Raw genomic sequence first — 25360 nt, 5'->3', positions numbered from 1 at the left:
CTCAGCTCCATGGGCTCAATCGGCGGCGCCAGAGCAGGGCGAGCACAAGTCCCATCAAGCCGCCGCCGAGGTGCGCGAAATGCGCCACGTTATCGCTGCCGCTGCCCATCAGCCCGGCGAAGCCTGCGTAGGTCTCGTAAGCCGCGTAGAGCAGCACGAACCACTTGGCCTTGATGGGCACCGGGAAGAAGATGATCATCAGCTCCACGTTCGGGTACAGGATGCCGAAGGCCGCCAGGATCCCGAAGATGGCTCCGCTCGCGCCCACCATCGGCGTGAAGAGGATGGCCGCCATCTCGTTCATCGCGGCATCGCCGAAGCCTTCACCGCCGCGCCAGAGATTCACCAGCGCGATGCGGCCCTGCTCGCGCACCTGCTCGATATCGGCAACGCTCATCAGCTCCGCCAGCTGGTTGTACTCCCAGGCCTGCACGCCCATGTTGAGCGCCGCGCCGCCCAGGCCGCAGATGAGGTAGAAGTTGAGGAAGCGCTTCGATCCCCAGTGGTACTCGAGCGGCGAGCCGAGCATGAAGAGGCCGAACATGTTCATGAAGATGTGCCCGATGCCGCCGTGCATGAACATGTGCGAGATCAACTGCCAGGGCTCGAAGGCCGGTCCGCCGATGTAGTGCAGCCCGAGCGTGGTGGTGAGCGGGATGCCGAGGAAGATCCCGCCGCTGATGAACATCAGGCCGAAGACGATGGCGTTGATGATCACCAGGTTCTTCACCACGGTGGGCGTGTGCTGCAAGGGTCCGGTGCGGTACTGCATCAGCGTTCGAAGCGCTCGTTAAGGTCGTCCAAAGTGAAGGTGAAGAGCACGGGCTTTCCGCTCGGGGTGCTCGTGGGCTGCTCGCAGCCGAAGAGCCGGTCGATGAGGCCGTGCATCTCGGCGATGCCCAGCACGCGGCCGTGGCGTATGGCCATGCTGCGCGCCATGCTGCGCGCCAGAGCCGGGTGCCGCTCATTCCGCAGGGCGCTGCCCGCAGAGCGCAGCTGCTCGAGCAATTGCTCGATGAGCCGCGCAGGATCCTCATCGGCGCTCTCGGCGGGCATGCCGTTCACCTGCACGGTGCGGCCGCCGAAGAGCTCCAGGTCGAGGCCCATGCAGCGCAGCTCAGGCAGCACCCCCTCGACCAATGCCAGATCGGTGGCGCTCAGCTCCACATGGCGCGGGAAGAGCTCCGTCTGCGTGATGCCCGCTCCTTGCGCGAGCAGGCGGAGGTTGCGCTCATAGAGGATGCGCTCGTGCGCGCGGTGCTGATCGACCACGAGCACGCCGCTGCGCACCTGCGCCACGATGTAGCGTCCGTGCAGCTGGAACACCGGACGGTCGCCGATCGAATCCTCTTCGCGCGAGGGCAGAACCAAGTCGTCCGGCGCCGGACGTGCCGTCATGGTGGCCACGGTCGCTTCTTCCACCGGCGAGGCCATGCCCATGTCGAACAGCTTCTGCCAGCCTTCGGGACTGGGGCGCGGCGGCGAGGTGAACGCGCCGAGGTCACTGGGCCGCCAGGCGGGCACTGTGGCCGCAGAGGCGGCGATCATGGCGGGCTCCGGCTCGAAATCGAGGCTGGGCGTGATGTTGAAGCGGCCCAATGCGCGGCGCACGGCCGCATGCACGATGGCATACACGGCGCGATCGTCGCGGAACTTGATCTCGGTCTTGGTGGGATGGATGTTGATGTCGATCTGCGCGGGATCGATGTCGATGAAGAGGAACCAGCCCGGATAGCTGTCGGAGGAAACGAGTTCCTCGTATGCGCGGCGCACGGCATGCTCGAGGTAGTTGCTGCGGATGAAGCGGCGGTTCACGAAGAAGAACTGCTCGCCGCGCGTGCGCTTCGCGAATTCGGGCTTGCCCACGAATCCCTGCACATGCACGAAGTCGGTGCCCTCCTCCACCGGCACCAGCCGCTCGTCGTGCTTGCGGCCGAAAAGGCCCGTGATGCGCTGGCGCATGGCCGCGCTCCACGACCCATCAGCAGCGCCGGGCTGCAGGTTGAACTCCTCGCGGTCATTGCTCACCAGCCGGAAGGCCACATCGGGATGCGCGAGGGCGATGCGGAAGAACTCGTCGAGCACATGCTTCTGCTCCACGCTGTCGCTCTTGAGGAACTGCCGGCGCGCAGGCGTGTTGAAGAAGAGGCTGCGCACGCTGATGCTGGTGCCGGCCGGACCGGCGATCGGCTCCTGCGCGCGCACGCGGCTCCCCTCGATGAGCACGCGCGTTCCGAGCTCCTGATCGCGCTCGCGCGTTCGCGATTCAACTTGGGCGATGGCCGCGATGCTGGCCAGTGCCTCGCCCCGGAAGCCCTTGGTGCGTATGGCGCTCAGGTCGTCGGCCTGGCGGATCTTGCTGGTGGCGTGCCGCTCGAAGCAGAGGCGCGCGTCGGTGGGGCTCATGCCCTTCCCGTCGTCGATCACCTGGATCAGGGTGCGGCCCGCATCCTTCACGGCGAGCGTGATGCGCGTGGCGCCGGAATCGAGGCTGTTCTCGAGCAATTCCTTCACCACGCTGGCAGGGCGCTGCACCACTTCGCCCGCGGCGATCTGGTTGGCCACATGGTCGGGCAGCAGCCTTATCAGGTCGGCCATGCGCTGGGATCGAGGAGCCCGAAGCCCTTGATGATGAAGTAGAGGATGATGCAGACCATGCCCATGATCGCCACCAGCCGCATCATGCTGGCGCGATCGCCGCCATCGCGCTGCCAGCTGTGCCGCATGCGCGCGCGGAGGTCATCGCGCCGGAGATTGGCCTCCTCCATCCCTTGCGCGCGCGCCCGCTCGATGCGCTCCTTGCGCTCCTCCTCCACCGGATCATAATAGCGCGGCGCATAGTCGAACCCGCGCAGCTTCCGTTGCCGGAAGATCCCAAAGGCGGCGGGCAGCTTGGGCGCTTGCATGGCGGCGAAGGTAACGGGGCCGCCACGCCTTCCCTTCCGGTGCCGACCTTCGCCGCCATGAGGATCCTGCTGGTCTGCCTCGGCAATATCTGCCGATCGCCCATGGCCGAAGGCGTGCTGCGCCATTTGGCCAAGGAGCGCGGCATCGCCCTCAGCACCGATAGCGCAGGCACGGGCGACTACCACGTGGGCGAGCCGCCCGACCGCCGTGCCCAAGCCGCCATGCGCAAGCAGGGCATGGAGATCAGCGACCTGCGCGCCCGGCAGTTCAAGCAATCCGATTACGACCGCTTCGACCTGCTCCTGGCCATGGACGCCGACAACCTTCGGAACATGCGTAGGCTGGCTCCATCGCCCGAGCACGCGACCAAGGCGATGCTCATCATGGACCATGCCCCGCACCATCCGCTGCGCGAAGTGCCCGACCCCTACTACGGAGGCGACGAGGGCTTCGATGAGGTGTTCCGCATGCTGAAGGAAGCCAGCAACCAACTCCTCGATGGCCTTGAGCAGCGCTGAGCACGGCACGCTTTACTTGATGCCCGTCTGGCTCGGTGACCATGGCGGCACGGAGCAAGTGCCGCCGGAGAACATCGCCGTCGCTTCGCGCATCACGCTCTATTTCTGCGAGCATGAGAGGACCGCGCGGCAGATGCTCCGACGCATGGTGCCGTCAATCGATCTGGCCCGCCTCGAATTGCACCGGCTCGACAAGGACAGCACGGTCCAGGAAGCGGATGCGCTATTGCGTCGATTAAGCGGCGGCAGGGACGCTGCCATCATCAGCGAAGCCGGCATGCCCGGCATCGCCGATCCCGGGGCCTTGCTGGTGCGCGCGGCGCACGCCGCTGGGATCACCGTGGTGCCGATGATCGGCCCTTCCTCCCTCCTGCTCGCGCTCGCGGCATCCGGCCTGAATGGGCAGCACTTCACGTTCCATGGATACCTGCCGGTGAAGCCTGCTGAACGCAAGGCCGCGATCAAGCGATTGGAGCAGGAAGCGCAACGCACCGGTGCCGCGCAGCTCTTCATCGAGACGCCTTACCGCAATGACGCCCTCCTCGCCGACCTGTTGGCCACCTGCGCAACTGGCACGGCGCTGTGCGTCGCCATCGACCTCACGCAGCCCGGAGGCAGCGTGGCAACCCGCACGATCGGATCCTGGCGCAAGAGCATACCCGCGCTCGGTAAGCGGCCCGCGGTATTCCTCATCGGATCGCTGAGATGATCAGCCGTTGGGCTGCGTGCAGGGCAAGGCTTCGCCGCTGCCGGGCGCATGAGGTGCCTTCGCGTTGCGCTTCCCTTTGCAGAAGGGGCTGCGGTTGATGAGCCAGCGCAGGCGGAAGTAGAAATCGGCGGCATGCATGTCGCGCTTGCTCACCAGCGGGCCGATGCGATCAGTGCCCACCACGATCCCGTTGAAGCGCACCATGAGGCCCAGCGCGGGGCGTCGCAGGTCGTACTCCTCGATCACGAGCGGCAAGGCCACTTCCATCTGCCGTGCCTCGTAGCGCGCATTGAAGGCGATGCTGTTCGCTCGGCGCAAGCGAAGGCCATCGCGCGCGCTCAGCTGCTGCACCACCGCCGCGCTCAGGTACGCGCCACCGGCGATGCGCTTGTCGAATTGCACGCTGGCCCCCGTGGGCAGGCCTATCCGCATCCCAGGGCTGCGCGTCCAGCGGGTGGCGCTAGCGATGAGGCTGTCCAGGTCGCCTTCATCATCGATGGGCAGGTCGTTGTAATCAGCGATGTCGAGGCCGCCCGCCTGCAATGCACCTGACTGCGCATCGCGGAAGCTCAATCCGCCGAGATCGATGAGCGAAGCACCGAAGCGGTAGTTGTACCGCAACGGCGTGCAACCGCCGCTGCTGCGATGCGGCATGTAGCCATCGGCCTCGTCGTCCGTGCGCGTGTAGGTGATGCCGAGATCGGCGCCGAAGCCGCCGCCGGCTTTCGCCGCTGGCATCGCGAATCCATAGCTCATGGTGGCGGCATGCACGCTGGCGCGCGCTGTGTCGAGCACCGTGTAGTCGATGCCGGAAAAGGAAAGCGCGCCGCCGGCATGCGCTTGCAAGTAGCGTGCATTGATCCCCGCGCTCAGGACCCCGAAGCCTTCCGCCCTCAGCACCCGGCCCAGGTTCACGCCGAATTCCGTCCACGCCGCTCCGACCACGCGAACGCCTTCATCGGAGAATCGGACCCCATGCTGCGGCTCGAAATTCAACCCATTGAAGATGAAGTTGCCCATCGCAGGCGAGAGCCCCGATGCGCTCACGTGGGCCCGGCTGCGCAACCCGAGTCCGACCGTGGTGCGCCCCAGCGCCAACGAAACACCAGGCCCTGCAACGCCAATGGAGACGGTCGCGCGATGCGCATGGCCCGCGCCTGCCGAGCGCATCACCACCACCCCATCGGACATGCCTTGGCGCAACTCGCCCACGAGCCGTTGGTCGCGACCGCTGTAGGCCACGAGGCTGTTCCACGCGTGCACATCAGCGCCGAGGAAGCGGATATCGAGCCAAGGCCATTGGCCGGCGGAGCGCGCCGGATTGACCCACGCGGCATCGGCGCCGGCGTAATTGCTGTGGAGCAGGCCGTGGCGCTCCTGACCGAACGCACTAACGGTGAATAAGAAGAGGACCGGGAGCGTGGATGTTGCGCGCATGGCGCGCTGATACGCTGATGGCGGGGCGATGTTCTAACCGGGCACCGCTTTGGCCACGCTCACCCCATAGCGCACCGGCATGCCGGGCTCCAGGAGCCCTGGGACCCCGCGATCACCGAAGGCCATGCGCGATGGGAAGATGAACTCGCCGTGCTGCCCTTCGCGGAGCAGGCTCACCGCTACCTCCAGCCCTTGAAGCAACTGATCGGGGGTTCCGTAGTCCCATGCGAAATCACCGCCATTCCTGGCCGTGGCGTCAATGGCTCGCCCATCGGCCAGGCCGAAGCCCTCCCAGCGCACGCGCAGCGGATCGCCGAAGGCCCATCGCGCGGTATCGAGGGGCGCACCGCTGATCCGGTAGTGCAGGTCGCTGGTGCCCCAGCGCGTCCACGCGCCGCTGTCCTGTGCCGCATAGGCCTCGATCAGCATGCGCTCGAAGCCTTCGGGGTCGTTGGCCCTGAATCGCGCCCTTCGCTCATCGCTGGCAGCGGGCGTGAGCAGGTCGAGCAGGAGCAGTTCCATGCGCACGGTGAGCGTATCGTGCGGCGGCGGAATGTCCTTGCGCAGGAGCGCGGGCCATGGCCATTGCGAGGCGGGCGCGATCACGCTCATGCTATCGCCGGCATGCAAGCGGCGCAGCACGGGAAGCAAGGCGCCCTCGCGGATCTCCGCGGCGCTGTACCAGCGCTCGGTGCTCCAGTACGATCCCGGCTCATCGTTCAGTCCGGAGGCACGGAAGCGCAGCAGCAGGCTGTCCCCATCCGCCGGCACGCGCTCGCCCTCACCCAAGGCGATGTACCGCAGATGCACCTGATCGCCCACCGCTTTGTATCCCGCATGCGGTGAGCGGGTGCACGCGGCCATGACAGCCGCAGTGATCAACAAGCCGATGCAGCGCATGCTCACTCGCGGATGCCGGCCAGGCCGATGCGGTACACCACCGTGCTGCGCGGAGGCACGCGGTCCTGGTCGCCGATGAGGCCATGGGCGCGGTAGCTGGGGATGATGATGATCGCGCTGTCGCCGACGGAGAGCTGCTGGATCGCCTCGTGCAGCCCGCTCTCCACATTGTCCTCTTCCACCAGGAACCCCTCCGGGCCTTCGGGGGTTGCTCGTGTAGGCCGTGTCGCCATTGAGCAGCTCCATCCGGTAGCGCACCAGGGCCCATTGGCCGGGCTTCACGGCGGCGCCGGGCGCATCGCGCAGCAATTGGTGCCGCACGCCGGTTCCGCTTCGCTGCGGATCGAGCGCGAATCGATTCACGTAGAGGTCGATGTCACGGTCCTCCAGGCGCATCGCATCACGATTGTCGCGGATGAGCTCTTCCTTGGTCGCGGGCTGCTGCTGCACCGGCGCGGGAGCCGAGCCATTGCAGGCGACCAACAGCAGGATAAAAGCGAGCCTCATGGATGCTGGGCGATGAAATCAGGGAGCAGCGCTCGGAATCGCGCGACGGCCTCGGCGAGGGTCTCCTTGGCCTGTCCGCCAGCGGCATTGCGGTGCCCACCGCCATGGAAGTGCTCGCGCACCAGTCCATCAACGGGCAGCTGCCCCTTGCTGCGCAGGCTCACCTTCACCAGATCAGGTCGCTCGATGAAGAGCGCTGCGAGACGGATGCCGCGCATGGAGAGGCCGTAGTTGACGAAACCTTCGGTATCGCCTTGCTGATGATTGAAGCGCTTCAGGTCTTCGAGGCTTAGGGAGATGATCGCCGTGGCGAGCTCGGGCAGCACCGCCATGCGCTCGCTGAGCGTGAAGCCCAGGAGCCGCAGGCGGTCCGGCCGGTTGTCATCGGCGATGGCCTCATGCACATCGGTGATTCGCACGCCGCGCTCCATCAGGCGCGCAGCCACGCGCATCGTGTGCGGGGTGGTGCTGCCGAAGCGGAAGCTCCCGGAATCGGTGACGATGCCCGTGTACAGGCACGTGGCCGCTTCCCGACCGATGCGCTGGCCCCAGCCCAGCGCCTCCACGATGTCATGCACCATCTGGCTGGTGGCGCATGCACCTGTGTCGCTGAAGGAGATCGCCGCGAAATCCTCAGGCTCCTGATGATGATCGATCAGCACGGTGAACGGTGCTGCACGAAGGGCTTCCTCCAGCGTGCCGACGCGATCGCGGCGGTTGAAGTCGAGGCAGATCACCGCATCGGCTTCGCGGATGGCCGCAAGGCATTGTTCGCGCTGCGCATCGCCCGCCAGGGCTTCCTCATAGCCCGGCATCCAGCGCAGGAAGGGCGGGGCTGAATTCGGCAGCAGCACCTGCGCATGGTGACCTGCCGCACGAAGCACATGCATGAAGCCGATCGCTGAGCCGATCGCATCACCGTCCGGATTGTAATGCGTGACCAAGGCCAACCGCCTCGGCGTGCTCAGCAGGTCGCGCAGGCCTCGAAGAGCATCGACCGGCACGGAGGTATCAGCGGACATGGAGGGCAATATAGCCGCAGGGCAACCGGCAGCCGCTGCCTTCAGAATCCGATGCCCGGCGAGGGCATGTGCTCGATCAGGATGCCCACGCAGCCGATGTCGATGTCCGCCTTCTTGCCCTTGCGCTCCGCCGCACCCGGCGCATTCACCTCAACCGCGATGCGCTTGGTGGCGGTGCAGCTGAACTCGATGCTGGACACCATGTCGTGCTCGGTATTGTCCCACAGCACTTTCTCGGTCTCGATCATATCACCCTTGGCCCCCCCGGGCTTGTTGGTGCGGATCTTCTCCACCAGGCGGATGGCCAGGCCTTCACCCAGGATCTTGTCGTCGTAGCAGACGCTGATGCGGTAATCCTGGCCGCGGTACACGATGATGTTCAGCTCGGTCTCCTCCCCGATCTTCACCATGGCGCTTCGGCTCTGGCCGTTCACCGAGAAGCGGGCATCGCCGGAGCGCTCGCAGTTGAAACGATGATAGGTGGGGCACTCGGAGACCTGCGCAAGAGCGAAGGAGGCGCAGGGAAGCGCGAGGGCAAGGAAGAGGGAACGGGGCATCATGTGATCGCTTACGAGTTGGTGGTGTCGCCTTCGGGCTTGGTCCATTCAGCGCGCAAACGATCGATGGCCTGCGCCAGTTCCTGGTATTTCGCCTGCGTGAGCTCGATGGTGACATCCTCGCCGAGGACCATTCGGCCCGATGGCGATGCGCCTTGATGGGCCGAGCGCTTCACTTCGAGCTGGTCGTAGATGGCGCGCACCGCCGCCAGGTCGGTGTACACGGCGGCCACATCGGGCTGGTCGCGCGTGGCCTCCATCATGCCCAGCAGATGATCGAGCGTGACCTTCTGCTCGGCCACGCGGGCCATCAGGGCCTCGCCGCCCCCGAAGGCCTCGATCTGGCGGACCACCAGATGCATGCTCTCCATCCAGCCGCCGGCCAGCACCAGGTGCAGCACGGGGCCCATATCCTCTTGCTGCATGCGCTCATAGGCCCGCTGGTAAGCCTCGTTGCTGATGATCTCCAAAGAGTCGCCGCGGGCCAGGTTCGACTCCAGCCGCACGAAATCCGCATCGGTGAAGGCGGCATCGAGCCCGAGCGAGCTCGCCAGCTTCTTCGAGGTGAGGTAGTAGCGCGCCACATCCACGTTCAGCTTGAAGCTGCTTGCATAGACCAGGTCGGTGGCGTACACGCCGAAATTGACGGCCCGCGCGCGGAGGCTCACGTAGCGGTCCACGTTCGTGGAAGGGTTCATCAGCCGGCGGTGCCCGTCGCCCGCCATCTGACGCACCAGCCCGAAGAGCTCGTTGGGCGTGGGCATCTGGTACATCGAGGTGACGACCGCCTCCTCGCCGCCGATCACCAGGCCGCCGCTTGTGCCGTCGGCCGGCTTCTCTCCGCCGCCACAGGCAGCGAGCATCAGGAACGGGAGCAGCAGGAAGGGCCGGAGAGTGGGCATGGATCGGGGCTTCAGGACGCGGCAACAGCCGCTATCGGGTGACGCAACGAAGGAAGAAGCCCTTGCACCCGCTGGCGGAGAAGGTGTCCGATTACTTTTGCGCCGCTTTTTCAACAACCCTTGGCCGGCGACCGCCCGGGAGCACGGCCAACTAACCGAGGAGACGATAGCGCATGGCGACGAACAGGACATTCACGATGATCAAGCCCGAGGCGGTGGCCGCCGGCAGCATGGGCAAGATCCTGGACATGATCATGGACAATGGCTTCCGCGTGGTGGCCATGAAGTACACGCGGCTCTCGCGGCAGGAGGCCGGCACCTTCTACGCGGTGCACAAGGAGCGCCCCTTCTACGGCGAGCTGGTGGAGTACATGGCCAGCGGCCCCATCGTTGCGGCGATCCTCGAGGGCGACAACGCCGTGCAGCGCTTCCGCGACCTGATCGGCGCCACCGATCCCACGCAAGCCGCCGAGGGCACCATCCGCAAGCGCTTCGCCGAGAGCAAGGCCAAAAACGCCGTGCATGGCAGCGACAGCGACGAGAACGCCGCCATCGAAGGCGCCTTCTTCTTCAGCGGAAGGGAGCAGTTCTAGAGGAAACGTGCGAACGCGCAAGGGTGCGAGAGCATGGCTCTCGCACCCTTGCACTATTGTCGTGAAGCTCATTCCGGAGCGCAGGGCGCTGGGGAGTGAGGAAACCCAGGGGACTAACCGCTACCTCCCCACCTTCACCGCGCGCTTCACCACCGGCTCGCCATCGAGCAAGAGGGTGATGTAGTACACACCGGGCGCCAGGTTCTCGGTGCTCCACTCGTACTGGAACTCACCGGCCTCGCGCTGGCCCTCGCTCAGCACCAAGAGGCTGCGGCCTTCGGCGCTGTTGGCCAACAACTGCATGCGGCCCGCGCGTTCGAGGGTGCAGAACAATGTGGTGCGGTCCGTGAACGGATTGGGCGCGATACGGAGCAGGCGCTCTTGGGCGGGGGTGAGACCTTCCTCATCCACAGCGGAACCGGAACGCTGTTCTGAACCGTCAGGGTTGCCGCAGCAAATGGCCAGCTGCTCTTGGAGCTGGGCAATCTGTGCCTGCTGTTCTTGAAAGCCCGCGACGAGCAGCGGAATCAACTCGGTTGTGCTAAGCCCGAGGAAATCCATCGCATCGGCAGATACGTTTCCATCAGCATCATACGCAGCGGGTTGATGCACTTCGGTGACGAATTGTGGGAAGACTGCTTGCATTTCCTGAGCAAGGAACCCGAATCGATCCCCATACGGAAGTCCGAGCTGTGGGTGGTCATCAGCAAGGTACTGGTATCGCTTAGGGTTCAGTTGCATGAGCATGCTGGTTGCGCCCGAAAGCACCTCAACACCGGTCTTCAAATTCGAATCCGACGGAGAGTATGTGGTACCGGCGATGTAGCATCGGCCAGGGAAATACCCGGACCAGTCATTCGCCCCTGAACCCGCATTCTCGCCATAAACGCTATACCTGAACCCATTGGTGCCACCACCTGTTGCGCGCCCGTACACACCGTACACAGTCGCGTCCGTGGGACCATTGCCCCACAGGTACGCTCCATATGTATCGGTTGTGCCCTGAACGCCATAACCATACACGCCATAAGTTTTGGTAGCCGTTCCGCCGCCGGCCTCGATCAAGCCGTACAGCCCCTTGGCCTCAGTGGTGGTAGCGCCACTGCCGAGATTGACTTTGCCTTTGTTCCCGTACGCAGAAGTCACCGTACCCGCAGTGGTTAACGCGTTGCCTTCGACACCGCCGACAACGACCGTGGTTGAGGCGTTCGCCTCCGCAGTGCCTCGTAAGCCCCAACCCTCTTGCGTTGCTTTGGATACAGAGCCTTGCACCCCTGCGGCATACTGCATGGAGCCGCCTGATGAAGGCACGAGATCCGACTTCACGCCATAAGTCCAGCCGCTCTGGCCTGTCGTGTACTTCACACGCAAGCCTCCGGATATCGGATCCGTGCTGCCATCGTGATCTATGTCCAGCTTGTAGGCCATTGCTGAAGTACCAATGCCAACAAGCCAATCCTTTTCCGGGCAATCATCGTTCGTACCGATGGGAGCCGTAGCGGTCCAAAGACGGTTGGTCGTTTCATCCAACTCCCAATCGCAATCGTCTCCGGCCGGCGGCGTGGGCAAGGTGGCCCATTTCACCACCCCGCGCTCATCGCCGCTGGCGGCATCGTCAACCACCATCACCTTGTAGGTGCCAGTAGCCTCTCCGCTGGCTTCAGGAAGGTCGCGGATGCGCAGGCGCCCGTTCACCATGTCCAGGCGTTCGGTGGGTTCGGTGATGGTATTGTCCGCCAGGTTGGCCGCATAGAAATCGCCCACCCCGATGTGAGGGTCCTCATACCTATTTGGCCACATGCGCATGAACTCCAGGCCCTCTTCGCTCTCAGCGCCGCTGGCCGCGCTGTTGAAGCCGCTGGTGAAGATGAAGCGCATGCGGTCCTTCAAGGTCTCACCGGGGTTGTCGCTCCAATGGATCACCATATCCGTGTAATCCAGTTCACCAGCCTTCTGCCCCACGTAGCCGTGGTCCGCATTGCCCGTGAAGGTGATACCCGTATTCATCCAAGGCCTGTAGCTGACTTCCTGTGCATTGTCCGTAGCCGCCGCTAGATGCAGCAGAGTAAATGGCCCGCGCGCATACGTTAGGTTGCTGAAGAACACATCCACATCGGGGCTCAGCAGCAGATGGCCGAACTTGTCCTGTCCCGGGAATGAGCCGATCTGATAGCTGAGGTCCTGCTGCAGGTACATTCGCCGGATGGCATTGGTGTACCACTCGATCGGCTGATCTGCGTCATGCCGGATCTGCAGCGGGATGGTGCTGGTGCCATCAGCCCCGAACCACTCGAAGCCGGTGATGTTATTCCCCGCAGTATTCCAATCCAATTGTGCGCTCGCATGGAGCGTTATCGTCAAGGCCGCCAGGCAGCCCAGGAACTTATTCTTCTTCATGGTCTTCGTTGTTGTTGTTCAACTTAGAAGACCGGACCTCTGCTAGCGCATCACTACGAAACGAACGTGCCTCCTTGCTTGGCCTTGCAACCGCACCACATACTCCCCGGGCGCCCACCGCTGTATGCGTAGCACCAGCAACTCAGTTGAACTCACCCCATCGGCCATCAGCCTGCCCGTGGCATCGAACACCTGCCAGCGCGTGCCTGCCTCGGCGCGTACCTGCAACAGCTCCGAAGCCGGATTAGGCCACACGGAGGGGCCTGCAAGGTCTGGCTCTGCGATACCGGTGTTGAACTCACATGGCTGCCCAGTCTTCCTAACACACACGCCATCCACAAAGTAGTAGGCTCCAAGCGAGTTGCCTGGTATGATGTGCAGCGTATCCGTCAGCGCATTGCTGAAGAAGTTGCCGATCACCAGGTACTGATAGGCGCTGTCCGCCACGAAGCTGCCGCTCACCAAGGTCCAGTTGGCTGTATCGCTGATAATGGCCATGCTGTGCAAGTGTGCCTGATTGGGAAGCGGCAAGGCGATGTTGCCTGGGCCGGTCCAGGTGCGCAACTCCATGGTGAAGAGCATGCCCATGTTGCTGCAAGCCCAGGTTGGCGCCCAGTAGTTGCCACCGAATGCCACATTGGTGAAAAAGCTCAGATCGTAGTTCTCCCCCACTTCCAATGGCTCCAATAGCTGGCAACCCACATACTCTCGAACGTTCACACCACCTCCAGATGTACCGAAGGCCGCCATACCCACATACGCGTCACCCTGCAGGGCGTACTGGAATCCCATTCCGTTCAGCGGCACCCGAATTAGTGTATCCACGCCGCCTAGCGATCCGGCACAAGCGTGAAAATACTCAGGTGACTGGTTCCAAGCCTCCCAATGCAGCGGCTTGGAAAACCCCAGGAAACCGGTGGTGATGGGGCAGGCGGTATTCTCTTCAAAGCTCGGGTTGGGCACAAGGTTCTGAGAATTGGCAAGGAAAGGTACAACGGACAATAGGCAGCCCAACAGTGGGCTGGTGCTCCTGCTGGGCCACCTATTGTTCATCGTGTAAGGAAACATCGTTTGTTGTTGTTCGAGATGCACCTGTAGTGCTTCGGTCCGATCTCTTCCGCTCCTTTCAAGACATGTTCCGTCGCGGGTTGCGGTCATGCTCCGAAGGTAAAGACCGCCATCGGTGGGCGTGCGCTGCCTGCTCTACGCAGGCATCTCGTGTCAATACTACCCCAGCCCTTGGCACCGGTGTTCACCGGCGCGATTGGGCCGGGGCCGTCGCAAGCGATGCTTGTGGCGGTGCCCGTACCCATGGGCAACACGGGAGCAATTAACCCGCGAGCACAACATAGCGCTGGCGGTTGAGAACACGCTCGTGCTCCGGCGCAATGGCGCGCCTGAGCAGAATACATTGGCGAGTTGGAGAATCAGTCGGCCAGTCGGCCAGTCGGCCAGTCGGCCAGTCGGCCAGTCGGCCAGTCGGCCAGTCGCGCTGCGAATGCAAGAAGGATATGCTCAGGCCGCGCGTTCATGATGACGAATGTAGTCGGCAAATCCATTGTTGTACTGATTGTCCATAACTCGCAGATTGTTCAATTCGAGCTATGCACACATCATTGCAAGGGTGCGTACTCGTGTCGGCGCCGATTAACCGACCAATCGGCCGACGCAATGCTGTCCGTGGAAGAGGTAGCCGGTGCTCCGCTCTACCGATAACCGGGTCGGGCACCTTGCCAGACCACCCTTCCCCCCTACCTTTCGTCTGCCCAACATATCCCGCCGTCATGAAGCAGACCGTTGTCCTTGCCGTTTCCGGATTGATCGCGATCAGCAGTGCTGCGCAGAACGTGGCCATCAACGCCGATGGCGCCGCGCCCGATGCGAGCGCGATGCTCGATGTGGACGTGACCGCGCTGCCCGCCAACAACAAGCGCGGGCTGCTGGTGCCGCGCGTGGCGCTCACCGCAACCAACGTGGCGGCGCCTGTGGTGGGTCCGGCGACCTCCCTGCTCGTGTACAACACGGCCACCGCCGGCGCGGCGCCGAACAACGTGGTGCCCGGCTATTACTACTGGAACGGCACAGCGTGGGTGCGCTTCGCCATCAGCGGCGATGGATGGCTCACCACGGGCAACTACGGCACCGTTGCCGGGACCAATTGGATCGGCACCAACGACGCGGCCGATTGGGTGATCAAGACCGGCGGCATCGCGGCGGCGAACGAGCGCGCACGTGTGCTCAGCGGCGGCAAGGTGGTGGTGAACAACGTGGGCGTGGGCGGCTTCGCCAACGATGTGTTCAGCGTGTACGCCGATGGAACCACCAACGGCACCACCACGAACACCTCGGTGCTGGGCACGCGGGCGATCAACGGATACACGAGCACCGGCTTCGGCGTAGCAGGCTTCACCTCCGGAACGGGGGGCACCACCTTCGGCGTTTATGGCAGCTCGAACGCGGTTTCCGGCACTGCGAACGGCATCCGCGGCGAGGCAACCTTCCATCAGGCCATCCCCATTGCCGCCATCGGGAACGTAGGCGCCACTGCGGTCACCACGGGAACCACGAGCCGCGCCATCTTCGGGCAGCTCAATGGCACCTTGGCGGGCACGGCCGTCGGCATAGGCGTTCAGGCCGTGATCAATGCTACCATGAACACTGGCGATGCCCGGGGCGTGAACGGAACATCGCCCGCGAATGATGGCATCGGCGTGGCGGGCTTCTCCACCATCGCGGCCGCAGCGCTGAACCCGGTGGGCGTCTATGGGCAAGCCGCGGTGAATACCGGCTTCGGCTTGCAAGGGTGGAATACCAATGCGGGCGGGACGGGCGCAGTCTTCACCGGCAACAACGCCGCCACCACTTACCTCGTGGCCGGCACCGGCACGGCGGCCAATGGCACCATCGTCGGGCACTTCGGCTACGGGCGGAACTTCGCCAACGGCATCGGCGTGGTGGGCGTTGGCAACAACAACGCGGCCATCTTCACACCGGCGCAGGGAGCAGGCGTGGTGGGCACGGGCAACCAGTACGGCGTGGTGGGCTTCGCCACGACAACTGTGAACACCAACCCTTTGAACAACAGCGCCGCCAGCGGCGCTGCGGCTTCCGCAGGCGGGTATTTCGAGGTGCAGAATGCCGGCACCGCGCAGACCTGGAGCTATGTGGCGGTGCGCGACAACCTGGGGATCCTGCGCAAGATCATCGGGCCGGGCACGGTGAACACGATCGTGAAGGACCTCGACGGCAATCAGGTGGCCCTCTCGTGCCCCGAAGCGCCTGAGAACCTCTTCCAGGATTATGGCAGCGGGCAACTGCAGAACGGGCGCGCGCGCATCACGCTCGATCCCATCCTCTCGAAGAACATCGTCGTGGATGCGGCGCATCCCTTGCGCGTATTCGTGCAGCTCGAAGGCGACTGCAATGGAGTCTTCGTGACCAACAAGAGCGGCGCTGGCTTCGACGTGGTGGAACTGATGAACGGCACGAGCAATACGCCCTTCACGTGGACGGTGGCCGCCAATCGCGCGGATGAAGTGCTGCCCGACGGAACGGTCTCGCGGTACTCTGCGGAGCGCTTCGCGCGAGCGCCGGGGCCTGTTGCGAAGGAGCAGCAGGCCACGCGCGATGCGCGGGGTGCGCGCAAGCCAGGCGACATGCCCGAGCTCGACGCTCCTCGTCCTTGATCAACGCAATAGCGTGACGTGCCCGATGAAATCGCGGGCATCGCCGTCGCGCTCCACGATCACCTTCCACACGTACACGTCGATCACCGGCTCTGCGCCATCCTTGCGGCCGTCCCAACCCACGTTCCGGTCCTCGGTGCTCCAGATCGCCAGGCCCCAGCGATCGAAGATGGTGAGCTTGTAGCGCCAGCCTTCATAGCCGGCGATGATCGGCCGGAACACCTCGTTGCGGTCGTCGTTGTTCGGGGTGAAGGTGTTGGGGACGAAGATCATCGGGTCGCTGCCCACGGGCTGGATCTTGCAGATCGTATCCGGGCAGGTGAACTCGTTCACCGCCACGAGGCACACGGTGAAGAGGCCGCCATCGGCCGGGAAAAGGTGCAGCGGGTGCGTCTCATCGCTGCCTTCACCATCGCCGAAATCCCAGGTGTAGAGCACGGCGCCCTGGCTCAGGTTGCTGAACTGGATGGCGTTGCGCACGCTCACCAGGGTATCGCCGGTGAAATCCGCGATCGGCGTCGGGTTCACCGTGATCGCGTTCACGGCGATCAGCGTATCGGTGCATCCGCCGGCGCCCGTGGCGATGAGCGTCACCGTGTACTGCCCCGGCTGGGCATAGCTGTGCAAGGGCGCATCGGCGTTGCTCTGACTGCCATCGCCGAAGCGCCAGCGGAACGAGGAAGCGTTGAGCGATTGATTGACGAACTCGATGGGGCGCCCTTCGCACGCGGGCTGCGGCTGGGCAGTGAAGGCAGCCTCCGGCGTGGGATGCACCGTGAAGTCAACGGCGTGCGTATCCGTGCAACCGTACTGGTTCAGTGCCGTGAGCGTTACGGTATAGGTGCCGGGCGCATCGAAGGTGATGGCCGGCTGGTTCAGCAAGGAGGTCTGGCCATTGCCGAGGTCCCACGAATACCCGATGGCGCCTTGCGATGCATTGATCGACTGGATCGTGACCGGCGATACGCAGCTCTGCGCCTGAGAGAGCGTGAAGAGCGCATCCGGCAGCGGATGGGCCACCACGTTCAGGCTCACCGTATCGGCGCAGCCGTTCACGTTCTCGGCGATCATGGTCACCGTGTAGGTGCCTGCCTGCGTGTAGGTGTGGAAGGGCTCTGCCAGGCCGCTGGTATTGCCATCGCCGAAGCTCCACTGGTAGAAACTGGCGCCGGTGCTCTGGTTCGTGAAGGCCACGTCGAGGTCGATACAGCCGTTGTCGGGCATCGGCGTGAATGCGGCCACCGGGGTGATGCTCACATTCACGAATTGGGCGATGGTGGCGGTGCATCCATTGAGCGCGCTCGTGACGGTGAGCGTGACCGGGAAGACCCCGCTGGTGGCGTAGCTGTGCGTGGGTGAGGTGAGCGTGCTGGTGGTCCCATCACCGAAGTCCCACTGCGAGCCGCTGATGCCGGGCGAGGTGTTCGTGAAGGTGAACTCCCCGCCCACGCAAGTGCCCTGAGGCGCCACGCTGAACGCGGGCGAAGGCGCGGGGAACACCGTCACCTCCTGACTGTAGCTGTCATAGCCGCAGCCGAAGGCCTCAAGCGTGACGGTGTAGGTGCCTGGCAGGTTGTAGGTGTGCGAAAGGTCAGCCGCGATGCTCACGTTGCCATCGCCGAGCGTCCAGTACAGCGCGGTATCGCCAGCGGTGATGTGCGTGAGCTCCACAGTGAGCGGCGCGCAGCCTTGCACGGGATCCAGGTTGAAGAAGGAGGTGACCTGATTGGGCAGCACCGTGATCGTGTACTGCGCGGTGTCGCTTCCGCAGGCATTGCTGGCGATGAGCGTGATCGTGTACGGCGTGTTCACCGTGTCGGCCGCGTAGGCGTGCGTGACGATCGTTGCCGCCGAAGTGCTCGTGGCGCCATCGCCGAAGTCCCATTGGAAGCTGTCGGGCAGGCCGAAGCTCACGTTCGCGAAGGGCACCTGGCTGAAGGCGCAGTGCTCATCCACGTTCGGGCCGAAGACCGCAGTGGGCGAAGGCATCACCGTGACATTGATCGTCTGCGCATCCATTCCGCAGGCATTGCTGGCGGTGAGCGTCACGGGGTAGACGATCGCATCCTGCGGATCCATCGGGAAGGTGAAGGGCGGCGGCCATTGAAGGGCGCTTGTCCCCAGCCCGCCGAAGTCCCACCAATAGCTCAGGCCATCGCCCACCGAATTGTTGTCGAAGTCGATCGTGAGCGGGCCGCAACCGTTATCGGTGGAGAGCACGGGTTCCGCATCGGGCACGTCCCACACCAGCACGGTGCTCATGATCGTGTCGGTGCAATTGGCGCCGGTGCTCACCACGAGCGTCACGTCGTAGGATCCGGTTGCCGTGAACACATGGAAAGGCGAATCAGCGATCGAGCCGCCGCCATCTCCGAAGTCCCACTCCGAGCCGCTGTAGTTCGCGCTGGTGTTGGTGAACTGGAAGGGCACATTGGCGCAGGCCACCGGCGCATTGGTGAAGCCCGCCACGGGGAGCGATTGCACGGTGACCGTGGCACCATCGCTATTGCTGCAGCCCGTGAGCGGATCGGTGTAATCGTAGGTGACCGGATTGCCGCCGGGCAGCGCGAGCGTCGGGTCGAAGTTGCCGGCCGCATCCACGCCTGCCCCGCTCCAGGTGCCTCCGGGCGGATCGGCGGTGAGCAGCTGCACGCCGCCATCGAGGCACACGCTGATGTCGGTGCCCGCATCGACCACCGGCAGCGCATTCACCACCACGTTGATCTGGTCCTGCAGGAGGCACGTGGCCGTTCCGAACGAATAGGTGAGCGTGTACGAGCCCGGCACGTTCGTGCTCAAGGAGCCGCCGGCCGTCACTTGCGGAGAACCGCTCCAGGTGCCGCCGATGGGCGAGCCATTCAACTGCAATGCGCCGCTGTTCACGCAGACGCTGGTGTCGTTCCCCGCAAAGGCCGGGTTGATGATGGGCTGGATATCGACCGTGAGCTGATTGCTGGCCGTGCAGCCGTTGCCATCCGTGAAGCTGTAGGTGAGCACGTCAGTGGCCACGCCGTTGGGGGTGATCTCACCGGTGGGCGTCACCGCGATGGTGCTGCCGCTCCAAGTGCCGCCAGCGGGCGCCCCGCTGAGCTGGTACGGGATGGGTTGATCGCAGAGCACCACATCGGGCCCGGCGTTCACGTTGGGCAAGGGGTTCACCGTGGCGCTCACCGTGGCCGAGGAGACGCAGCCGTTCGCATTGTTGAAGGTGTAGGTGAGCGTGTGCGTTCCCTGTGCCGCTGAACCGGGATCGAATTGCCACGGCGGGCCGCTCACGCCGTTGCCCGTCCAGGCGCCGCCGGCCGGATTGCCCACGAGCGCAGTCGGGGCTTCATCGGCGCATTGCGCGAAGGCGGGCATCACGTTCAGCAAGGTCGCCGGGACCACGCTCACCACCACTTGATCGCTGGTGGCGCAAGTGCCCGTTCCATAGTTGTAGGTGACATTGAAATTGCCCGTGTTGCTGGGCGTGAACCATCCGCCCGCGCCAGCGCCCACCCAAGTGCCGCCCGCAGGGCTCCATCCATTGAGTTGCACCGGCGTGTTGCCCTGGCAGATCGTGGCATCGGGCCCCGCATCGGCGAACACCGGCACGGGCTGCACCGTGATGTCCACGGGATCCGAACTGGTGCAACCGTTGGCGTTGGTGTGCGTGTAGGTCAAGGTGACCGTGCCCAATTGACCGGGCGTGGGCGTGAAGACGCCGCCCGCCGTGACACCCGCACCGCTCCAGGTCCCGGGTGCGGGGTTCCCGACGAGGTTCACGGGGATCGCTTGATCGCAGAAGGTCTGGTCAGCGCCCGCATTCACGAGCGGCAAGGGATATACAGTCACCGTCACCGTAGCGCTTCCGGGACAGCCACCGAGATCGCCGCTCACCGTGTAGATCGTGGTCAACGCCGGAGAGGTGGTGAGCGTGGGCCCCGTGCCGATCTGCAAGGCGCCGATGAACCACTGATAGTTCCCTGCGCCATTGGCCGTGAGCATGGTGCTCTGTCCATTGCAGATCGCAGCGCTCGGCGGGTCCACGGTCACGTTCGGCGCAGCGATGACCTGCACATTCACCGTTGCGGCCGGGCCGGTGCAGCCGTTGCTGATGGCCACCACGGAATACACCCCTGCGTTCGCCGCGCTCACGTTGTTGATCGTCACCGAAGGCGAATTGCTGATCACGGCGCCTTGCGGATTCGTCCACTGGAATGTGGCGCCGGGGATGAGCGCCGCGCTCAATGAAAGCGTTTGCCCTGCGCACACCGGGCTGTTGCTGGCCACCACCGGCAGCGGCGGTGCCGATCCGATGGCGAGGTTCTGGTTCACCGTGGCGTTGCCGCACGCATTGGTCACTGTGAGTGAGATGGTCTGGTTGCCAGCGTTCGCGAAGCACACCTGTCCCGGCGATGCGGTATTCGCATTGGCGGGCGCGCCGCCGGGGAAGGTCCAGGCGTAGGTGCTGATCGCGGCGCCGCATGGCTGCACCACGGCCGATGGATTCACGCATTGACCTGCGCAGATGCCGGAGAGCGCGTTCAGGTTCACCTGCGGTGGCGCGTTCACGGTGATCACTTGCTGCACCGGCGCCACGTTGCACGAATTGATGGCGCGGTACTGCACGGTGTAGGTGCCGGGCTCAGTGAACACGAACTGCGGCTCAAGGCTGGCCGCGTTGCCGCTGGCGAAGCTCCACGCCGGACCTCCGCACGCGCTGGCCACGCCATTCAAGGTCCATTCGTGCGTGAGCAGGCAGTTCTGCCCGAAGGTGCTGGTGTTGTCATTCACCGGCTGGAACGGCGCACAACCCACGGCTGGCACCAAGGTGAACGATGGTACAGGCGGCTCTTCCACGCAAACCGTGCGCTGCAGGGTGTGCGTGCCGCAGCTGTTGCCTGTGCGGTCGGTGATGGTGTAGGTGCCGGCCGCGGTGAACTGCACGCCGATGCTGGTGCTGCCATCGGTCCAGAGACCGGGGTTCGCCGGCTGGCCATTGTCGTTGCCGAGCGTTCCGCTCGCGAGGGTCCAGCCTGCCAATGGCGCGATGCTCCAGATGTTGCGCGGCGGGGTGGCGCAGCCTGGAGCGGTGAGGCCGATGCTCTGGTCGGTGAAGGTGACCGTGGTGTTCACGCAGGCCGTGTCCGTGCTCTGCGTGAACTGCGCTACCGGCGTCTCGCTCACGCGGATGGGACCGATCTGCCCTTGCGTTTGATCGCAGGGGTTCTGCGCGGTGAAGGTGACGTTGAGCTGCCCGCCGGGCAGTCCGCAAGTGCTGGTGAGGTAGGTGTGGTTGACCGACGCTGGCGGAGGGTGGTTCAGCGTGATGCTGTTGCCATCGCCGAAGTTGATGATGTAGGTGGTGCCGGGCGAATTGCCGGCCACGCTGTTGATGTAGAAGGGCAGCGTTGCGCCTGTGCAGATGTTCGTATTGGGATCGGTGCTGATGCCGCCGCCTGGATTCGTTCCGAGGAAGACCTGGTACTGCTGCGTGCGCGTGCAGCCGTTGGCGTAGTTCACCGTGTAGGTCATGGTCCACAGCCCTTGGTTGTAGGTGTGGCTCAGGCTCCAGCCCTGCGCGGGGTTCACCACCGGACTGCCATCGCCCCAATTGATCGCGCGCGAGGTGCCGCCTGCGGTCTGATCGGTGAAGCTGAACGGGAAGCTGCCGCTGGGATCGCAGATGCTGAAGGTGGTGAGTCCATTGAACGTGGTGATCTGCTCGGGGCCCGTGCTCGTGAGCGCGGCAGGCGCTGCAGCGTTCACGTTCACGGTGACCTGGTCGGTGTCCGTGCAGCCATCGTCGTCCGTCACGGTGAGCGTGTACACCGTGTTGGTGGTGGGGCTGGCCACCGGGTTGGCGATGGCGGGATCGCTCAGTCCCGCTATTGGGGTCCAGTTGTAGGTGTACGGTGCATTGCCATTGCTGACATTCGAGTTGAGCTGCACAGATGACCCTTCGCAGATGCTCTGCGGATTGTTCGGCGTGGCATTCACGCTCAGGTTGCACGGTTGCGCCCACACCTCGCTGCAAGCGAAGCCTAGGACCGCGAGGGCCAAGGCTTTGGGAATGAAGCTCATGTACGGGCGCAATTCTGCGGGTGCGAAACTACCGGGGCGCTCAAGGCTAGGTTGGGGTCATTGGCCCGGGTTATCAACCGTGCCGCTGTAGATGGACGAACGCTTAGCGGGGTCCGTTGCCTTTAACTAGATCGACGAAAGCGCCTTCTGTATCGCCGAACCGACCTCGCCGGCGCGGTTGAACACCATGAAGTGCCCTCCGCCCCGGATCACCTCTGCTCCTTTAATGGACCCGAAGGGCATCAGCCGGTCCTGGTCGCCGTGGATATGGGCCAATCCCTTCACCGGTTGAGCGGGCCCCTCCCACCCCATCACTGCGGCGATCTGGATGCGCAGCTGCGCCAATGGCATCGCGGAGGTGAAGGCATCGAAGAGCGCGATGTCCTCCGGCGTCTCCAATCCCATTTGGTAGCGCACCACGGGCATCACGCGTTTCATGAAGGCCGGCGTGAGCAGTTTCTCCGCATGCGTGCCGCGCAGCAAGCGGAGGTGCACGGGCATCTCGTGCGGACCCTTCCAACTGCTGATGATGACGGTTCGCGCCGGCTTGGTGATCATGGCCATCTCCTGTGCCACCATGCCGCCCATGCTCACGCCGATGAGGGCATGCGGCTTCGTGGCGTCCACGCGGCGAGCCAGCACCTCGGCGTAGTCGCGGAGCGTGCTGCCATCGGGCATCTGCGGCCAGTCCAGCGCGTGCTTCTCATGGCCGGGCAACTTCAGCTTGCTGAAGAGGCGGCCATCGGCACCTAGGCCGGGGAGCAGGTAGAGATCCATCGCGCAGCAAAGGTTGGGCGTACCCAACGAAGGCAGCGCTTGGGTCCCGTTGCGCGTCATTGCAGCAGACAGCAACCAGCCCATGAACCGACTCCTGCTCTTTGTTGGCCTGTGCAGCGCGGGCCTCGCCCAAGGTCAACTCATCAATGGCAGCTTCGAGCAGAATGGCGTGCAGAGCTTCATGGGCTGGGAATGGACCTGTGAGCAGCCCATTGCATGGAACGAGGCACCAGCTGGGGCGGGCCAATGGTCCGTCTCCAAAGAGTCCGGGCACGCCAAAGGCTGCTTCCCGAATTATCTGTTCCAGCGGTTGAGCGGCGTACAGGATGGGGACCTGCTCACCATCAGCGGCTGGGTGCGTTGCGATGATGATGTGATCTGCCTGGGCGCCTACTTCGGATTGGGCACCGTGAACAACGGCAACTTCCAGCTGGAGGAGAACGTGGGCACGAACCAATTCCCATGGACTTACCTGAGCATCACCGATACCGTTGAGCTCGCAGCCGGTGACACCTCCATCCTCGTGCTCAATGCCGGCTTCATCGGTGGTCCGATCAATCCGAATCCCGGCCATTTCGATGGCTTCAGCATCATGCCGGCGCTCGGCGTTGCGGATGCGGCGAGAAAAACGGCGCACATCCGACAGGATTCAGGCACACTCTACGTCTCGTGCGGGGAAGAGCGGCTGCTCGCGACGAACGTGATGGACCTGACCGGAAGGAACGTCGGAGCGGATATCGTGCGCACGGGACCGTCCAGCTGCCAGTTCAGCACCAGCCACCTGCCGACCGGGACCTATTTCGTGAGCGTTCGGACACCGACGGGCGAGCGCGCGTCGCGCTTCGTGGTGGAGTGATCACGCCAGCTCGCGCACCATCGCCAGCGCCGCCTCCATCGGGCCGTGCATCACTACATCGTCCTTGATGAAGGGCACGCGCTTGCGCAGTCCGGTCACGAGCGCTTCCACGGGCTTCGCGCTGCGCAAGGGCCTGCGGAACTCCAATGCTTGCGCGGCGGTGAGCAGCTCGATGGCGAGCACGCGCTCCACATCGTGCACCACTTGCCAGGTCTTGATCGCCGCTGCGGCGCCCATGCTCACGTGGTCCTCCTGCCCGTTGCTGCTGTCGATGGTATCGACGCTGTTGGGCATGCACCGCTGCTTGTTGGCGCTCACCAGCGAAGCCGCCGTGTACTGCGGGATCATGAAGCCGCTGTTCAAGCCGCTCTTCGCGACCAGGAAGGGAGGCAATCCGCGCTGACCGCTGATGAGCTTGTAGATGCGCCGCTCGCTGATGCTGCCCAGTTCGGCCATGGCGATGGCGAGGAAGTCGAGCGAGAGCGCCAGCGGCTGTCCGTGGAAATTGCCCGCGCTGATGATCAGGTCGTCATCGTCGAAGACCGTCGGGTTGTCGGTGACGGACTCCAATTCGCGCTGCACCACGGTGGCCACGTGCGCGATGGCATCGCGGCTGGCGCCATGCACCTGCGGGATGCAGCGGAACGAATACGGATCCTGCACGTGGTGCTTCTCGCGCAGGGCGATCGCGCTGCCGGCAAGCAGTTCGCGGATGTGCCCGGCCACTTGCGCCTGACCGGGATGCGGGCGCACGGCATGCACGCTGGGATGGAAGGGCTCCATTCTTCCGTCGAAGGCATCGAGCGAGACCGCGGCGATCATGTCGGCGAGGTGCGCGAGGCGCATGCTCTTCACCGTGAGCAGCGCGGCGTAAGCGTTCATGAATTGCGTGCCGTTGAGCAACGCGAGGCCTTCCTTCGGACCAAGCTCCAGCGGCGACCAGCCGAGCTTCTTCAACGCAGCCGCGCTCGTCATGCGCTTGCCGCCCATCACCACTTCGCCGAGGCCGAGCAGCGGCAGCGCAAGATGCGCGAGCGGCGCGAGATCGCCCGATGCGCCGAGCGAGCCGCGCTCGTGCACCACGGGCAGCACGTCGGCATTGTACATGTCGACCAATCGCTGAACGGTGGTGAGCGCCACCGCGCTATGGCCGAAGGCCATGTTCTGCACCTTCAGCACGAGCATGGCGCGCACGATCTCTGCAGGCACGGGATCGCCGCTGCCGCAGGCGTGGCTCATCACCAGGTTCTTCTGCAACTGCGCGAGGTCGCGCTTCGCGATGCTGCGGTCGTGCAAGGCGCCGAAGCCGGTGTTCACGCCGTAGATCGGCGTGTCGCTGTCCTTCAGTTTCTGCAGCAGCCAGGCATGGCTGCGCTTCACGGCGCTCACGGCATCCTTTGCCAGGGCGATGGGTTTGCGTTCGCGCAGGATGGCGTCGAACTCGGCGAGCGAGAGACCGGTGGTGGTGATGACGTGTGGTTTCGGCATCGGGTATTTCTATCAGGGCTCCTTCAGGAATGCGCCAT

Annotated in this window: 19 protein-coding genes; 5 read left to right on the top strand and 14 right to left on the bottom strand. The window is 64.3% G+C overall.

Going from position 1 to position 25360, the window contains the following annotated elements; genetic code table 11:
- Window position 1: 1 nt before the first annotated feature.
- Genes IPK70_06425 through IPK70_06415 form a run of 3 tightly spaced genes read right to left on the bottom strand, consistent with a single transcriptional unit; the run spans window position 2 to window position 2906 of the window.
- Window positions 2-772, bottom strand: coding sequence for a rhomboid family intramembrane serine protease (locus IPK70_06425; GenBank protein MBK8226796.1), 771 nt, complete (start codon window positions 770-772; stop codon window positions 2-4).
- Window positions 772-2598 carry a DNA mismatch repair endonuclease MutL gene (gene mutL, locus IPK70_06420; protein ID MBK8226795.1) on the bottom strand — a complete coding sequence of 609 codons (1827 nt, stop codon included), beginning with the start codon at window positions 2596-2598 and terminating at the stop codon, window positions 772-774. The genes IPK70_06425 and mutL overlap by 1 nt, the downstream gene beginning before the upstream one ends.
- Window positions 2586-2906, bottom strand: a complete 321-nt coding sequence (locus IPK70_06415) for a hypothetical protein (protein ID MBK8226794.1) — start codon at window positions 2904-2906, stop codon at window positions 2586-2588. Before IPK70_06415 ends, mutL begins: the two co-directional genes overlap by 13 nt.
- Window positions 2907-2963: 57 nt before the next feature.
- On the opposite strand from IPK70_06415, the gene IPK70_06410 reads away from it, so the two are divergent.
- Entirely contained in the window at window positions 2964-3425 is a 462-nt protein-coding gene (locus tag IPK70_06410; protein ID MBK8226793.1) for a low molecular weight phosphotyrosine protein phosphatase, read from the top strand.
- Complete coding sequence (locus IPK70_06405; protein MBK8226792.1) at window positions 3406-4134, top strand: SAM-dependent methyltransferase; 729 nt, start codon at window positions 3406-3408, stop codon at window positions 4132-4134. Before IPK70_06410 ends, IPK70_06405 begins: the two co-directional genes overlap by 20 nt.
- Here IPK70_06405 and IPK70_06400 read toward each other — a convergent pair whose 3' ends face one another.
- The 6 genes from IPK70_06400 to IPK70_06375 all read right to left on the bottom strand — a co-directional run bounded on the left by IPK70_06400 (window position 4135) and on the right by IPK70_06375 (window position 9459).
- Window positions 4135-5571, bottom strand: a complete 1437-nt coding sequence (locus tag IPK70_06400) for a hypothetical protein (protein ID MBK8226791.1) — start codon at window positions 5569-5571, stop codon at window positions 4135-4137.
- A gap of 33 nt (window positions 5572-5604) precedes the next feature.
- Window positions 5605-6435: an FKBP-type peptidyl-prolyl cis-trans isomerase gene (locus IPK70_06395; GenBank protein MBK8226790.1), complete on the bottom strand. Its 831-nt coding sequence runs from the start codon at window positions 6433-6435 to the stop codon at window positions 5605-5607.
- Between the two features lie 38 nt (window positions 6436-6473).
- Complete coding sequence (locus IPK70_06390; GenBank protein MBK8226789.1) at window positions 6474-6704, bottom strand: FKBP-type peptidyl-prolyl cis-trans isomerase; 231 nt, start codon at window positions 6702-6704, stop codon at window positions 6474-6476.
- Window positions 6705-6974: 270 nt separating this feature from the next.
- Window positions 6975-8000 (bottom strand): bifunctional oligoribonuclease/PAP phosphatase NrnA, encoded by a 1026-nt coding sequence (locus IPK70_06385; protein ID MBK8226788.1) that lies wholly within the window; start codon window positions 7998-8000, stop codon window positions 6975-6977.
- Between the two features lie 41 nt (window positions 8001-8041).
- Window positions 8042-8560: a hypothetical protein gene (locus IPK70_06380; GenBank protein ID MBK8226787.1), complete on the bottom strand. Its 519-nt coding sequence runs from the start codon at window positions 8558-8560 to the stop codon at window positions 8042-8044.
- Between the two features lie 8 nt (window positions 8561-8568).
- A complete protein-coding gene (locus IPK70_06375) occupies window positions 8569-9459 on the bottom strand; it encodes a hypothetical protein (protein MBK8226786.1) in 891 nt (296 codons plus the stop codon).
- Window positions 9460-9632: 173 nt separating this feature from the next.
- On the opposite strand from IPK70_06375, the gene IPK70_06370 reads away from it, so the two are divergent.
- Complete coding sequence (locus tag IPK70_06370) at window positions 9633-10052, top strand: nucleoside-diphosphate kinase (GenBank protein MBK8226785.1); 420 nt, start codon at window positions 9633-9635, stop codon at window positions 10050-10052.
- A gap of 120 nt (window positions 10053-10172) precedes the next feature.
- Here IPK70_06370 and IPK70_06365 read toward each other — a convergent pair whose 3' ends face one another.
- Complete coding sequence (locus IPK70_06365; GenBank protein MBK8226784.1) at window positions 10173-12449, bottom strand: tail fiber domain-containing protein; 2277 nt, start codon at window positions 12447-12449, stop codon at window positions 10173-10175.
- A gap of 42 nt (window positions 12450-12491) precedes the next feature.
- Window positions 12492-13607, bottom strand: a complete 1116-nt coding sequence (locus IPK70_06360; GenBank protein ID MBK8226783.1) for a hypothetical protein — start codon at window positions 13605-13607, stop codon at window positions 12492-12494.
- 626 nt (window positions 13608-14233) lie between these two features.
- On the opposite strand from IPK70_06360, the gene IPK70_06355 reads away from it, so the two are divergent.
- Window positions 14234-16135, top strand: a complete 1902-nt coding sequence (locus IPK70_06355) for a hypothetical protein (protein MBK8226782.1) — start codon at window positions 14234-14236, stop codon at window positions 16133-16135.
- On the opposite strand, the gene IPK70_06350 is transcribed toward IPK70_06355, so the two are convergent.
- Together IPK70_06350 and IPK70_06345 are read right to left on the bottom strand one after the other, a co-directional pair.
- On the bottom strand, window positions 16136-22201 hold the full coding sequence (locus IPK70_06350; GenBank protein MBK8226781.1) for a PKD domain-containing protein: 6066 nt from the start codon (window positions 22199-22201) through the stop codon (window positions 16136-16138).
- A 126-nt stretch (window positions 22202-22327) separates the two neighbouring features.
- On the bottom strand, window positions 22328-22978 hold the full coding sequence (locus IPK70_06345) for an alpha/beta hydrolase (GenBank protein ID MBK8226780.1): 651 nt from the start codon (window positions 22976-22978) through the stop codon (window positions 22328-22330).
- An 82-nt stretch (window positions 22979-23060) separates the two neighbouring features.
- Between IPK70_06345 and IPK70_06340 the strand changes: the two genes are divergently transcribed.
- On the top strand, window positions 23061-23834 hold the full coding sequence (locus tag IPK70_06340; protein ID MBK8226779.1) for a T9SS type A sorting domain-containing protein: 774 nt from the start codon (window positions 23061-23063) through the stop codon (window positions 23832-23834).
- On the opposite strand, the gene hutH is transcribed toward IPK70_06340, so the two are convergent.
- Complete coding sequence (hutH, locus tag IPK70_06335) at window positions 23835-25322, bottom strand: histidine ammonia-lyase (protein ID MBK8226778.1); 1488 nt, start codon at window positions 25320-25322, stop codon at window positions 23835-23837.
- Window positions 25323-25360: the final 38 nt, after the last annotated feature.

It is taken from the genome of Flavobacteriales bacterium (assembly GCA_016712535.1).
Taxonomy (GTDB): domain Bacteria; phylum Bacteroidota; class Bacteroidia; order Flavobacteriales_F; family PHOS-HE28; genus PHOS-HE28.
This window is presented reverse-complemented; position numbering and strand designations above follow the sequence as displayed.